Source organism: Acinetobacter sp. WC-743 (genome assembly GCF_000335555.1).
Taxonomy (GTDB): Bacteria; Pseudomonadota; Gammaproteobacteria; order Pseudomonadales; family Moraxellaceae; genus Acinetobacter; species Acinetobacter bereziniae.
The window spans coordinates 88,417-102,930 of the sequence record NZ_AMFQ01000090.1; the positions used below are offsets into that span (position 1 = coordinate 88,417).

14 protein-coding genes and 1 tRNA gene are annotated in these 14,514 nt (G+C 39.0%); 9 read left to right on the top strand and 6 right to left on the bottom strand.

The genetic code is table 11. The features are described 5' to 3' along the window. Nucleotides 1-39 precede the first annotated feature (39 nt). Nucleotides 40-609 (bottom strand): hypothetical protein, encoded by a 570-nt coding sequence (locus ACINWC743_RS24865; protein ID WP_227510906.1) that lies wholly within the window; start codon nucleotides 607-609, stop codon nucleotides 40-42. Between the two features lie 219 nt (nucleotides 610-828). After that, nucleotides 829-915 (bottom strand) — tRNA-Leu (locus tag ACINWC743_RS12615). Between the two features lie 184 nt (nucleotides 916-1,099). Between ACINWC743_RS12615 and queA the strand changes: the two genes are divergently transcribed. From queA to secF, 9 genes are all read left to right on the top strand, one after another. Beyond that, nucleotides 1,100-2,155 (top strand): tRNA preQ1(34) S-adenosylmethionine ribosyltransferase-isomerase QueA, encoded by a 1,056-nt coding sequence (gene queA, locus ACINWC743_RS12620; protein ID WP_035301123.1) that lies wholly within the window; start codon nucleotides 1,100-1,102, stop codon nucleotides 2,153-2,155. 118 nt (nucleotides 2,156-2,273) lie between these two features. After that, on the top strand, nucleotides 2,274-3,290 hold the full coding sequence (locus ACINWC743_RS12625; RefSeq protein ID WP_009585668.1) for a hypothetical protein: 1,017 nt from the start codon (nucleotides 2,274-2,276) through the stop codon (nucleotides 3,288-3,290). Nucleotides 3,291-3,391: 101 nt separating this feature from the next. Beyond that, nucleotides 3,392-4,417 carry a hypothetical protein gene (locus ACINWC743_RS12630; protein WP_009585750.1) on the top strand — a complete coding sequence of 342 codons (1,026 nt, stop codon included), beginning with the start codon at nucleotides 3,392-3,394 and terminating at the stop codon, nucleotides 4,415-4,417. A 19-nt stretch (nucleotides 4,418-4,436) separates the two neighbouring features. Then, entirely contained in the window at nucleotides 4,437-5,006 is a 570-nt protein-coding gene (locus tag ACINWC743_RS12635) for a LemA family protein (RefSeq protein ID WP_005030971.1), read from the top strand. Nucleotides 5,007-5,296: 290 nt separating this feature from the next. Continuing rightward, on the top strand, nucleotides 5,297-5,713 hold the full coding sequence (locus ACINWC743_RS12640) for a hypothetical protein (RefSeq protein WP_004827746.1): 417 nt from the start codon (nucleotides 5,297-5,299) through the stop codon (nucleotides 5,711-5,713). A gap of 227 nt (nucleotides 5,714-5,940) precedes the next feature. Next, complete coding sequence (gene tgt, locus ACINWC743_RS12645; RefSeq protein ID WP_009585724.1) at nucleotides 5,941-7,071, top strand: tRNA guanosine(34) transglycosylase Tgt; 1,131 nt, start codon at nucleotides 5,941-5,943, stop codon at nucleotides 7,069-7,071. Between the two features lie 134 nt (nucleotides 7,072-7,205). Further along, nucleotides 7,206-7,535: a preprotein translocase subunit YajC gene (yajC, locus tag ACINWC743_RS12650; protein WP_004827744.1), complete on the top strand. Its 330-nt coding sequence runs from the start codon at nucleotides 7,206-7,208 to the stop codon at nucleotides 7,533-7,535. Nucleotides 7,536-7,588: 53 nt separating this feature from the next. Next, nucleotides 7,589-9,490 carry a protein translocase subunit SecD gene (gene secD / locus ACINWC743_RS12655; RefSeq protein ID WP_004827743.1) on the top strand — a complete coding sequence of 634 codons (1,902 nt, stop codon included), beginning with the start codon at nucleotides 7,589-7,591 and terminating at the stop codon, nucleotides 9,488-9,490. Nucleotides 9,491-9,497: 7 nt separating this feature from the next. Beyond that, the gene (gene secF, locus ACINWC743_RS12660; protein ID WP_009585739.1) at nucleotides 9,498-10,469 is read left to right on the top strand and encodes a protein translocase subunit SecF; all 972 of its coding nucleotides are present in this window, start codon (nucleotides 9,498-9,500) and stop codon (nucleotides 10,467-10,469) included. A gap of 286 nt (nucleotides 10,470-10,755) precedes the next feature. On the opposite strand, the gene ACINWC743_RS12665 is transcribed toward secF, so the two are convergent. The 4 genes from ACINWC743_RS12665 to ACINWC743_RS12680 form a co-directional block, all read right to left on the bottom strand. Beyond that, nucleotides 10,756-11,463, bottom strand: coding sequence for an XAC2610-related protein (locus ACINWC743_RS12665; protein WP_009585693.1), 708 nt, complete (start codon nucleotides 11,461-11,463; stop codon nucleotides 10,756-10,758). Between the two features lie 125 nt (nucleotides 11,464-11,588). Beyond that, entirely contained in the window at nucleotides 11,589-13,043 is a 1,455-nt protein-coding gene (locus ACINWC743_RS12670) for an NAD(P)(+) transhydrogenase (Re/Si-specific) subunit beta (protein WP_009585734.1), read from the bottom strand. A gap of 3 nt (nucleotides 13,044-13,046) precedes the next feature. Next, nucleotides 13,047-13,367: a proton-translocating transhydrogenase family protein gene (locus tag ACINWC743_RS12675; RefSeq protein ID WP_005030974.1), complete on the bottom strand. Its 321-nt coding sequence runs from the start codon at nucleotides 13,365-13,367 to the stop codon at nucleotides 13,047-13,049. A gap of 11 nt (nucleotides 13,368-13,378) precedes the next feature. Further along, nucleotides 13,379-14,506 (bottom strand): Re/Si-specific NAD(P)(+) transhydrogenase subunit alpha, encoded by a 1,128-nt coding sequence (locus tag ACINWC743_RS12680; protein ID WP_004827733.1) that lies wholly within the window; start codon nucleotides 14,504-14,506, stop codon nucleotides 13,379-13,381. Between the last annotated feature and the right edge of the window lie 8 nt (nucleotides 14,507-14,514).

Here is a 14,514-nt window from a genome sequence, read left to right on the forward strand (position 1 = left end):
GCTTAGAGTAAATGAGATTTTACCCATTTACTCATTCATTCACTTTTTAGAAAAACTCTCAGCATAATTCCTTATCAAAGTCATCAAAGTATCTCTCTGACTCAGTTCTACGGAATCCCACAGTTTAAGCAGTTTCTTGGCGTCATCTGAAAGTAAATTTGGCTGAGTCCTCTCAGCAGTAATTAGGTAATAAACATCCACACCTGCTTTATGGAGTGCTTCTAAATCATTCTGCCCCATACACCAGTTAAAAAATGCAGATAGTGTTGAATAGTCACGAAGTACACTCGCAGCACTTAAAGGGCGTATTGTCTGGTTCATAACTACGCTTTCCCATTGCTTGAGATATTCAGAGCGATAATTAGCTAATGGCCAATCCACAAAAGGTAGATTATTTTGATAATATTTTAGCCGTTGGATCTCCTTTTTCCCAGTTTTCTTATACCTAGATACTTCATTCATATATCTAGTCAATGCTTCTTCTACTGTAAGAACTATTTTATTATTTAAAGCTTGTATGGTAGAAAAATTCACGCTCTTGAATCTCTGACCATCGTTTCGCATCATTCTTGGATTTAAATGTTTTACTTTTTCTTTGATTGAAGGCAATAAGATCTGCTCTCCACTTACCATTATCAAGTTGATAAATTGACAGACTCATAAAGTTTACAACCTCAATGACTTATACAAATAAACATAAGTTAAAAAATGTGTAAATGAATACCTCAAAATACCTTAAAAAAAACTCCAATACTCAGAAACAAAAAACCCCGAAGCCTTTGTATAGCAAGGCTTCAGGGTTTATCTAATCTGTTTAACCCAAACTAATGGTCCCGAGGGTCGGACTCGAACCGACACGTCATCGCTGACAGTGGATTTTGAGTCCACCGCGTCTACCAATTTCACCACCTCGGGAGAGGTTGTGTGCGTATAATAGCGCGTTTCATTTTCTTGTCAACGACAAGTTTTCACATTTGTATAAAATTAATGCATATCTGGTTTTTTTGGATTATAAATCACCAATTTCAGCCTTTAATTTGAAAAAAGACTATACTAAGCGCAGTTTTTAAATCTCCAATGTCAGTTTTTCTTTCCCATGATGCAACTCTCTGATTTTAGTTTCGAACTTCCCGATGAACTTATCGCACGCTACCCACTTGAAACACGTAGCGCTTCTCGCCTTTTACATCTCAATGCAGATGGCTCATATCAAGATCACAGTTTCACCGATATATTAGATTTATTCGATGAAGGTGACTTGATGGTACTCAATGATACCAAAGTGATGAAGGCACGCCTTAAAGGTAAACGAGCATCTGGAGGTGCAGTTGAAGTCTTGGTGGAGCGTATATTTGATCAAACTATTGCACATTGTCACATCAAAGCCAGTAATTCACCTAAAGCAGGTACTGAACTATTTATTGGTGTAGATGGTGTTAAAGCCACTGTACAAGGGCGTCATGAAAACTTATTTATTGTCGAGTTTTCTCAGCCAATTTTGCAGGTTCTGGATTTGTATGGGCAATTACCTATACCACCTTATTTTAATCGAGAAGCTGAAGCGATCGATACTGAACGCTATCAAACCGTATTCAATGATCCAACCAAGTTAGCAAGTGTTGCAGCACCGACCGCAAGTCTGCACTTTGATCAAAGCTTGCTGGAAAAATTAAAACAAAAAGGTATCCAACAAGCTTTTGTGACCTTACATGTCGGTGCAGGTACATTTTTACCTGTGCGGACAGACAATATCGAAAATCACATTATGCACAGTGAATGGTGTGATGTACCTGAGGCAACCGCAAAACTTATTCAAGAAACCAAAGCACGTGGGAATAAAGTCATTGCCGTGGGGACCACAGCAACACGTGCATTGGAAAGTGCTGCACAAGCTTCAAGTGGTAAAATTGCGGCTTGGACAGGAGATACCCAAATCTTTATCTATCCTGGCTATCAGTTCTGTGTGGTGGATCGCTTGATCACTAACTTCCACTTGCCTGAATCAACGCTGTTAATGCTGGTTGCTGCATTGTCCAATCGAGACAATATTTTAAATGCTTATAGACATGCAGTTGAGCAAAAATATCGGTTCTTTAGTTATGGCGATGCCATGCTGATTGAAAATGCAAAGACAGAACAAACGACAGCAGAATAGTTTACGCCATAATTCACAGCAAGATCTGCAAAGTATTCATTCAAAGGATGCTTTGCATTTAAAATCATTTTTTCGTTACAATTAAGCTTCTGAAAACTCGTTACAATAATGAATAAAGATGAATGATTTACCAACAAAAATTCAAAATGCGTTTAGTCAACAACATGTCAATAATGGTAAAACCCAAAGTAATATTGATTCAATCAACCAATTATTAGCTTCAACTGAAAATTTTGAGCACTTGATCGAAAAGTTAAAGCATTGGCAAGATGATCCAAGCCTGTCTATTCAAAATTATACCTTTTGGCTTTTTATCTGTGTGGGTATAGGCTTTGCCATTTTGGCTTTTTTTACTCACCCAATTCTATTTTTATTTGCAATAGCCAGTATTGCCTTTGCTTTTTATAAACGTACTTCAACCAAGCCACTCAATCAACTCATAGATTATCTCCAGCAAAAGAATTTAGAGGCAAAATATCAAATTCGCTTCTTTCCTAATGAGACGGATAACAAAATTATCTCTCCTTATGATTTTCCATTATTTGGCTTAGGGGACTATGAAAATTCAATTCGCAATACCATTTATGGTACTTGGCAAATTAATGGTTTCATCTATCCCTATATGTTGTTTAACTATCATTATGTTGATGAAGTTGAAACTCGCGATTCGGATGGTAAAACAAAAACTGAATATCGCCATTACGATTTATGGGGAATCATTGTTGAGAATTTTCCAACCCAAGGTATCAGTATTTCTTCCAAACAAAACCGCGCGTGCCGACTTGGAACGAAATGGTCCAGTGGCGATATTCGTTTTGACAATCAATATCAACTCAGCGGAACCAACGAAATGCGTTTGGCTAAATTTTTCAGTCCCAATCATGTACTCATGCTTGATCAGGCGATGTCGAATTTCAAAGGTGATTTTTACATTCACCCTCAACACCCGGCATTATGTTGGTTATTTAAGATTGACATCACCAAACCGCATTTGCCAGTGAATCAAGTCCAGACTGTACATGACCTAGCAGCTCAACTGGAAAGCATGAGCATGCCTGATTATGAGCAACTTAAACAATCACTCATAACAATATTGCAAGAAGTTCAACCTAACACTGAAACAAATAAGTTTTAAAAATAAATAAGTTAATTGGTATTTAATGTGATTTATCGCATAATTATCGATAAAGTATTTAAAATTTTAGTTGCTGAAAGGCCAAATCATGATGAGCAATTATGCCTATAGAAACCGTTGAACGATTACTGCATTACCGCACTCGAAAAAATCAACATGTGATGCGTAATATTGCTCGATTGTGGGAGATTGGGCAACAGGCTCAATCTGCACAAGATATTTTGGATGGTCTACATCCCTGGGGTGAAAGCAAAGATCTGTTTTTCTATAATGTAATTCCTCGATTTTTGTTTATTTTGGGGATAGCAACTGCGCTAATGGGCTGGTTTTTTCATCCATTTATCCCCTATCCACTGGTGCTTTTAGCTGGATTATTATGCTGTTTTGCTGCCTATTTAATTTATGAGCCCAGTGACCCAATTGACGAAGTCATTAATTTTCTAGAGCAGAAAATAATGTTGTTGCGGTATGACTTACATTTCAATAAAACACCAACTCATATCTCGACCACAAGCAATACCTTATTGGTCATGAGCAGATTAAAACAAACCTTCCCTTTTTTTGCCCAAGGCAATGTATCAAATGAAATCGAACAATTTGCCTCTACAGTTTGGTTTGATGGAGCACAAGAACATCATGTGATGTTGTTTCAATATCATTATATTGATGAGTTTTCACTCCCAAATAGCCAAGGTGAAAAGCAAAAAATCAGAGAAATTCACAAAGACCAATGGGGTGCTTTTATTTTTCAAATGCCTGCACTTGGATTTGCTGCCAGCAACAAACATCATGAGTTCACACCGCCGTATACACAGCGCTGGAAAACAGCCGATATTATGGTTAACCAAAACTTATATATTTTTGGCTATAATCAACATCAATTGGCAAGAACTATCAGCCCAAGTATTACCTTAAAATTAAGTGATTTTTTTCAACAATATTCAGGTGATATTGTTTATCATTTTGAGGAAAATATGCTGTGCTATATGGGTGATCAAAACTTATTTCGAATTGCTCGAAAAAAGCAAAGCCCTCAAGATATCTCGGCACTACGTGGACATTTAAGAACATTAACCATGCCTGAATATGAAAAATTCAAACAGAGCATGCTAAACTTGATTTCATAAATCATAAGGAATAATCAGAATGGGTTTAATCATATTTATTGGGATTTTTATCGCCATTATCGTTTGGGGCATTTTAGTCAGAAATAATATTGTGCGTTATTTCAATGCAACCCAACGTGCATGGGCCGAAGTGGCGAATTTTGAACGTCAAAAAGTAAAGACGCTTGAGACTTTAGAACAGACACTGGCGCAATATACTCAATTTGAAAAATCCACCTTAGAAAAAGTGACTGAATTACGTCAGCAAATTTTGAATTTAAATTTAAACAATACTGATGTTTCTCAATTACAACATGTTGAAAAACTCAACCAAGACTTAATGAAAAGCCTAAATGTTGTTGTTGAAAATTACCCTGAACTTAAGGCTGATACACTGTATGCAAAAATGATGGATGATATTCAAGAGCAAAATGAAAATGTCGGTGCAGCGATTACAATCTTCAATCGTAATGTTGAAGAATTTAACAACACTATCGAAATCTTCCCGAATAATATGATTAACACCATCACTTTAGCGAAGAAGACGATTCGTCCATTTTCAGATAATGTTGTAACTCAAAACTTTGATTACAAACCAAATTTCAATTAGTCACCAACATCTCCCCAGACCTTTTGTATACCTTCTTAGATAAATGCTAAGAAGGTTTTTTTGAATTTTCGTTTTATACTATGAATGCGTCAAATAGACTTATTTTAAAACCAAAATATAAATCATCATTTGCAAATCTCGATCATCTTTGAAGATAAATACAGCTATTTTTAGATTAAAAAATGACATTTCGATCATTTTCTGATATTTTTCAAACCGCTAAAAAAATGACTATTTTTAGAACAAAACGATCAACTTATAAAAAACAATCTAAAGATTGGAGTTATACAATGTTAAAAAAACTATTCATGATGTTCTGTCTGTGTTTCATATGGCAAGCTCCTGCTCAAGCAAAAGGACTCTTGGTTTTCAATACAGGTGATGAAATGTTTAAAGTTGGTGCATTTCCACAAGAACTCATCAGCCAATATGAAGACCTTAAAAGCTTAAATGTAGGCTACAAATGTAGTCACTTCGGAATTTTATGGGCAGATGTGAGAACATGGGATTGCACACTGGTTGGAATGACTGATGCTGAACCAGATACTTTTTATGAATTACCTGAAGATGTGATTGCATCATTAAGTAAAAATCCTGATTACCAAGAAAATAAAATGCAACGCAATTTTTGGAATCATTATGGCATTTTTATTTTAGTTCTTGCGATTATTGGGTTAATCGTCATGGGGCGCAAAGCCAAAGATTAATCGGACGGTTAACCTAAAAGAAGTGGACCAAAGTCCGCTTCTTTTATAAAGAATAAAATACAAACACCTGCAACTATCTATTCGCATATATATAAATCAAGTCATATCTTCAATTTTTAACATGATGAAAAATAACATGACTGGTATTCAACCCTAAAATCAGGGAAAATAGCCCCTTTTGCAATTATCAATCAGCGAACTGTTTTTTCGCCAGATTTAGGTCATTTATGAAGTTTGAAAAATTAGGTCAGTCGGGGCGTGCTCGTCGTGGTCGTTTAACTTTAGCACATGGTGTCGTTGAGACACCTGTGTTTATGCCTGTCGGTACCTACGGTACTGTTAAGGGGATGTTGCCACGTGATATTGAAGATATCCAAGCACAAATTATTCTAGGAAATACCTTTCACCTTTATTTACGCCCTGGATTAGATGTTATTCGTGAACATGGCGGTTTGCATGAGTTTATGAAATGGGGCAAACCTATTCTGACGGACTCAGGTGGCTTCCAAGTATTCAGTCTTGGAGCAATGCGCAAAATCAAAGAAGAAGGTGTGACCTTCCGCTCTCCAATCGATGGTTCAAAAGTCTTTTTATCACCTGAAATTTCAATGGATATTCAACATACCTTGAACTCAGATATTGTGATGATTTTTGATGAATGCACACCATATCCTGCAACACATGAGGAAGCCCAAAAGTCATTACAATTGTCATTGCGTTGGGCAAAACGTTGTAAAACTCAACATCATGATGTGCTTAAAAATAAAAATGCCTTGTTTGGAATTATTCAAGGTGGCATGTATGAAGATCTTCGTGAAGAGTCTTTAAATGGTTTAAAAGAAATCGATTTTGATGGTTTTGCAATTGGTGGACTCTCAGTAGGCGAACCAAAAGAAGAAATGATCAAAGTTTTGGATTATCTCCCAGCGAAAATGCCAGCAGATAAACCACGTTATTTAATGGGCGTAGGGAAACCAGAAGATATCGTTGAAGCAATCCGTCGTGGTGTGGATATGTTTGACTGTGTGATGCCAACACGTAATGCACGTAATGGTCATTATTTTGTTACAGATGGCTTAGTACGAATTCGTAACAGCCAATATCGCCATGATCAACGTCCATTAGACCCGCATTGTGACTGTTATACCTGCACCAACTTCACTCGTGCCTATTTATTCCATTTAGAAAAATGTGGTGAAATGCTCGGTTCAATGTTGGGTACCATCCATAATTTGCGTTATTACCAACGCTTTACCCAAGATATTCGTGATGCTTTAGATCAAGGTACTTTTGATGAATACGTGACAGATTTTTATCAACGTCGCGGTTTAGAAGTTCCACCTTGTCCTGAGGACTAATGCCCCAATATAAAGCTGAATTGAAGATTAATTCAACAGTATTTGCGCTGAAACCCAAGACAAGGTAAATTGCAGAACAAGTCGATTTAAAAGCCATGCAAATGGCAGAAAATTTTTAACATTAGGAAACTGAAATGAGTTTATTTATTTCTTCTGCTCACGCTGCGGCAGCGCCTGCACAAGGTCCAGGCATGATGGCAAACATTTTGATGATCGTTGTATTTATCGCGATCTTCTATTTTCTCATCTGGCGTCCTCAAGCAAAACGTGCAAAAGAACACCGTACTTTAATTGAAAGCTTAGGTGTGGGCAGTGAAGTTGTATTTGCAGGCGGCTTAATGGGTCGTATTCTGAAAATCGACGGAGACTTTGCAGTGGTTGAATTAGGCAAAGGAAATGAAGTGAAAATTCAACGTGCAAGTGTTATTTCAGTTCTGCCTGAAGGCACATTAAATAACCTTTAATCATAAAACGGTCGTGCACTTAGCACGACTTTTTCATTTTAAGAAGAAAGCGAATGCGTTACCCTGCATGGAAATATTTATTGATTCTAGTGGTACTAGTAATCAGTACATTATACGCGCTGCCAAGTTTATATCCTGATGAACCTGCTGTTCAAATTTCGGGTGCCAAGGCTGGTACCACGATTGACAAATCAGTGATACAAAAAGCAGAGCAAATTTTAAAAAGTGAAAATATTAGCAGCCATGATAATACTTTCACCAACAATGCTGCCCTCTTACGTTTAAGCACATCAGAAGCCCAATTAAAGGCAAAAGATGTACTAAGCAAAGGTTTGGGTGAAAACTATACGATTGCGTTAAACCTTGCGCCAACAACACCTGAGTGGTTACAAAAAATTGGTGCTAAACCAATGAAGCTCGGTTTGGACTTGCGTGGTGGTGTTCATTTCCTACTTGAAGTAGATATGGATAAAGCGATTGCACAGCGTATGGAAACATCAGCAACTGATTTACGTCGTGAATTCCGTGACAACAAGATTAATTTCAATAGTCTTGCATTGAATAACAATGTGATTACCATTCAGTTTGCCAATAATGATGACCGTGCAGCGGTGATGGATTTCTTACGTCGCGATGGAAATAAATATAATCAACAAGCTTTAGCTACAGATACTGGCTCTACGCTTAAGTTGACCTATAACGATGCGACCAAGCAAGACATTCAGTCTTATGCTTTAAACCAAAACTTAACCACACTACGAAATCGTATCAACGAATTAGGTGTGGCTGAAGCCTTGGTGCAAAGTCAAGGTAGTAACCGTATCGTGGTTGAACTGCCGGGTGTACAAGATACTGCTGAAGCAAAACGTGTATTAGGTCGCACTGCAAACTTAGAGTTCCGTTTAGTTTCAGATTTAAATGATCAATATATTGACCGTTTTACCGGTAAATATAATGGGCAACCTTTACCTCCGGGTACTGAGGTTTTTGCTTATGAATCGTTAGACAGTGGTCGTGAGTTATTATTAAACCGCAACCGTATTTTAACGGGTGAACGCGTCCAAAATGCATCAAGTGGCTTTAGCCAAGATACTGGTGGCGCTGAAGTAAATATTACTTTGGACACTGCTGGCGGTAAGTTGATGTCAGATGCAACACGTAACGCTGTTGGTAAACGTATGGCAGTTTTGTTTATTGAAAATAAACAAAAAATTACCTCGGTTCCTGATCCTGTTACAGGAGCAATGACTGAAGTCCGTACACCATATACAGAATCTGTTGTGATCAATGCTGCGAACATTCAAGCTGTATTGGGTTCATCTTTCCGTATTACAGGCTTAGACTCACCTCAAGAAGCGTCTGAACTTGCTTTGATGCTTCGTGCAGGTGCGTTAGCTGCGCCAATGTACTTTGTTGAAGAACGTGTGGTTGGTCCGAGCTTAGGTCAAGAAAATATCGACAAAGGTGTACTCTCTACCCAAGTTGGTTTCATCCTTGTTGCGCTTTGGATGATCGTATTCTTCCGCCTATTTGGTTTAATCGCAGATATTGCGCTAGTGATTAACTTGGCAATGCTTCTGACAGTCATGTCTTGGATTGGCGCTTCATTGACCTTACCGGGGATCGCGGGAATCGTGATCACGATTGGTATGGCGGTCGATGCCAACGTACTGATCTGCGAGCGAATACGAGAAGAAATGCGCTGGGGCGCCTCGCCCAAACAAGCGATTATTGCAGGTTATGATCGAGCCTATAACACCATTCTCGACTCAAACTTAACCACATTCTTGGTTGCATTTATTCTGTTCGCGATTGGTACAGGTCCGATTAAAGGCTTCGCGGTTACACTGATGATTGGTATTATTTGCTCAATGTTTACTGCAATTACAGTCACTCGTGCAATTGTCCAACTCGTGTACGGTCGTAAACGTAACTTGAATAAGTTGAGCATATAGGAGATCGATGATGACTGATGTGACTCAACCGAAAAAGAAATATGGTCGCCCTGATGATGAGCATATAATTAATTTCATGAAGATTGCCAAACCAGCGGCAATCATCTCGATCATTTTGACCATCGCCAGTATCTTCTTTATCGCAACCAAAGGCTTAAATCTAGGATTAGATTTTACAGGTGGTGTTTCTGCTGAGTTGAATTATCAACACGCAGCAAAACCTGCTGATGTAATTGCCAATCTAGACCAAGCTGGCTTTAAAGATGCTGTTGTACAAACATTAGGTTCAAATAAAGACCTTATTGTTCGTATGCCTGCGCAAGATCTGAAAGTTGAAGACTTAAGCAATACCATTACTAAAGCTGTTCAATTACCGAATAATGCTGCTGTTGTTCATAAAGTGGATTCTGTCGGTGGTCAGGTAGGTAATGAACTGTATTTACGTTCTGCCGGCGCTGTTGCACTTGCAATGTTGCTTATGCTGATCTACGTGACCATTCGCTTCGAGTTTAAACTTGCAGTGGGTGCAGTCCTTTCATTACTGCACGATGTAATCGTAACGATTGGTATTTTTGCAATGATGCAGTGGCCATTCGACCTTACAGTCTTGGCAGCGATTCTTGCATTAATTGGTTTCTCACTAAACGATAACATCGTCGTATCAGATCGTATTCGTGAAAACTTCCGTAAGATTCGTGGTGCAACCCCATTAGAGATCGTCAATATTGCATTGACTGAGACCTTAAAACGTACCATTCATACCTCAATGACCCTATTACTGGTTGTACTTGCAATGATGTTCTTGGGTGGTGATGGTTTACACTGGTTCTCTGTGGCGATGTTTATTGGCGTATTTGTAGGTACTTATTCGTCAATCTATATCGGTACTGCATTTGCTTTGTGGCGTGGTCTTAACCGTCAAGACTTTATTGTTCAAGTTAAACCTGAATTTGAAGATGAAGAACACATTCCTCACTAAGCTTCAGTTTTAATTGGAAAAGCTCATCTTTGGATGGGCTTTTTTATGCTTAAAATTTACCTCACAACGCAAAGAAAATGGTCGTGTTATGATTGCTAAGACATTGTTCTACTTCACAATTGGATAAGCATCTAGAATTCACAAGCACAAAAACGAATTAAACACCCAGAATTCTAAAGGCTCATAAAATGCATAGGTTTTATTTATAATTAATGACTTGATGCAAATCAGATGTATAAATAATTAGGTGGTTGAGTACAGAATAGCGATACCATGTAAATTATAACTACTGAGCATAATATTTTTCACTTGGATAATATTTTACTTTTTCTTTCCATTTTCCATTGATTAAATGACGGTCTGTTACTTTGACTTGATTTCCACTTGAGGTGAGTTCATCTTCAATAAATTCTCGAACCAGTAATAGCCCCTTTTTAGGCACAACTTGGTACTCAGAACGAATATGATAACAACAGCCACTTTTATTAAGAGCAATGATCCGTTTGCGCTTTTTATCTAGCTGAAACATGCCTAAATTTTCTTGAGTGAGCACAGACAGCTCCTGACTTAAAACAAATTTTTGCTTGCTTTGATTAAACACATAAATATCATACACAGGACCACCATAAGGACCATAATGACCATTCCTTATTGCAAGGTCTTGTGTTCCATCAAAGTTAAAATCGTCAAAAATCAAAGGACTTTGTTCACCATAAAGCTCTATAACATTAACACTGGGCATAAAATTTTCATCTAAATACATGGTCAATTCATCAGAGTGAAATGCTTGAAATACTGCTTTACTGCCCTTTTTAAATAACTTTACTTCAGCCTTGTCACCACATTCATTCTTCTCACATGCCATATCAATAATGGCATCATAGTGTTTTGAACCATTCTTAATTTCAAAAACTTGTGCTTGTGCTATAGATAAGGAAAGTACAAGACTAATACCCACACTTTGACAGATCGTTTTAATTACTTGCTTCATCATTTTTATTCAGTCAATTTTGATTAAAATCATAACATCAAACCGTGAATAATAAAAAACCGCCCGAAGGCGGTTAGGTTCCCTCCTTAATCAAAGGAGGGTCGGGGTGGATTTAATCCGATAGCAGTTTAGTGCCCACCACCATTAATTGCTTTGGTCATCTCTTCAACAACTTTCTTGGCATCACCAAAGATCATCATGGTTTTGTCATTGTAGAACAAATCGTTGTCTAGACCCGCATAACCTGTTGCCATAGAGCGCTTGATCACCATAATGGTACGAGCTTTATGTGCTTCAAGAATCGGCATACCATAAATCGGTGAGCTTGGATCATCTTTAGCTGCTGGGTTAACAACGTCATTTGCACCAATAACCAACACCACGTCTGTTGCAGGGAAGTCCGAGTTAATCTCATCCATTTCCAAGATGTCTTCATATGCAACGTCAGCCTCAGCCAACAATACATTCATATGACCCGGCATACGACCTGCAACTGGATGGATCGCAAAGCGAACTGTTACACCTTGTTCTTTCAAAATTTCGCAAAGCTCTTTAACGGCATTTTGTGCACGACCTTGCGCCATACCATAACCTGGTACGATCACAACACTATCCGCATTCGACATCAAGAAGCCAGCATCATCCGCAGAACCTGAACGGTAGTTACGCTGAACTTGTTCACCTTTGTCCGTAGAAGCAACAGCTGCCCCACCCATTGCACCACCAAACAAGACATTGATGATTGAACGGTTCATTGCTTTACACATGATGTAAGACAGAATCGCACCTGAAGAACCCACCAGTGAACCTGCAACAATCAGCATGTTGTTTTCAAGCGTAAAACCAATACCTGCCGCAGCCCAACCAGAAAATGAGTTCAGTAGCGAAACCACAACTGGCATATCACCGCCACCGACTGGAGCAATCCACACCCAGCCAAAGACTAGTGCAAGTGCTGTCATCGCCCAGAAAGCCTGCATATTGCCAGTGGTAAAGAAGTACACACCACAAGCCAGCATCGCAAGAAAAACAATCGCTTGAACAGGTTTAACCCAAGCACCAGAAATGGTTTTTGCCCATTTCTTTGCAGCCAACTTACCATAAGCAAATACAGATGCTGTAAAGGTAATCGCACCAACAAAACAACCCACGAACAATTCAAACAAATGAACTTTGCTCATATGTGCATGCTGTACACCAGCAGCAGTTAAAGCAGATTCGTTTTGCGCAAATAAAGCAGTCAGTTGGTTGTTATGTAAAATCGCAGCAATCGCAATCAATACCGCAGCCAAACCAACAAGTGAATGCATCAATGCTACAGTTTCAGGCATTTGTGTCATTGGAACAGTACGTGCACGTGCAATACCCACAATTGCACCAAGCACCATTGCACCACCAATCATCCAAACGACTGGATGATCTGCAACAAAGAATGTGGTGATCACAGCAATCGCCATCGCGATCATACCGTAACGGTTACCAGCAATCGCAGTTTTAGGACCTGAAAGACCACGCAACGTCAAAATAAAAAGGACCGCACCAACAAGGTAGAACCAATCCGCATACTCTCGAATAAACTCCATAGATTAGCCCTCTTTTTTCTTTTGCTTTGGCTTAAACATTTCAAGCATACGTGCAGTCACTGCGAAACCACCAAAAATGTTAATACTTGCCAAGAACACTGCAATTGCACCAAGTACACTGACAACATTCACGGACTGAAATTGTACATTTGCTTCAACAACACCTGGAATTCCAACAGTTTGTATCATCGCACCAACAACGATAATTGAGGACAATGCATTAGTTACCGCCATTAACGGCGTATGTAATGCAGGTGTTACTCCCCAAACCACGTAGTAACCAACAAAGATGGCTAAGACGAAAATAGTAATAGTTTCAACCATGATGACTCTCCTTAACCACGCTTCAGCAGTACTTGACCGCCATGAGTTACTAGAAGTGCTTTTTGAATCTCATCTTCTTGATTGATCGCAAAGTTTTTCTCTTGATCAAATAAAGTTTCAACGAAATTAAATACATTACGTGCGTATAGTGCTGAAGCTTCAGTCGAAACTGTAGATGGAATATTTGGAATACCCAAAATAGTCACGCCATTGTCTGTGACAACATTTTCACCATTCTTGGAACCTTCAACGTTTCCGCCAGTTTCTACTGCCATGTCCAAAATGATTGAACCTGGTTTCATTTTGGCAACGGTCTCAGCCTTAATTAAGCGTGGAGCATCACGACCTGGCAACAACGCAGTTGTAATCACGATGTCTGCATTTGACACTGCTTTATCTACGATGACAGCTTGATCTTGAATGTACTGCTCACCAGGCATCCAGCCATAACCATTTTTAGCAGCATCGGCAGCTTTTTGCTTTTCTTCATCAGACATTGGAACGTCTAACCACTTTCCGCCTAATGATTCAACTTGGTCACGAGCAGTTGGTCGTAGATCTGTAGCTTCAACCACAGCACCTAAGCGTTTTGCTGTTGCAATTGCTTGAAGACCTGCAACCCCAACGCCCATAATGACGACACGTGCTGGTTTAACTGTACCCGCAGCAGTCATCAGCATCGGGAACATTCGTTGATATTCCGCAGCAGCAAGAAGCACTGACTTATAACCTGCAAGGTTGGCTTGAGAGGACAATACATCCATATTTTGCGCGCGTGAAAGTGTACGAGGCAAAAGCTCTAACGCAAATGCAGACACTTGTTGTGACGCAAATTGGTCAAGTTCAGTATTGCGATACGGGTCAAACATCGCCACGACGGTTGTACCCGCAGCAAGTTTTTGAATTTCGTCTCCTTGCGGTGAACGAACTTTCAGAATCATTTGACTACCAGTATAGGCATCATCCGTGATCTTAGCGCCGACTTGTTCATAAGCACTGTCAATATACGCAGCTTTCTTACCAGCTCCACGTTCAATGACAATGCTATGACCAGCACTAATCAACTTTTTTACTGTCTCTGGCGTTGCAGCTACACGGTTTTCACCGATGACAGTTTCTTTTGGGATTCCAATCTGCATGAGCGTTC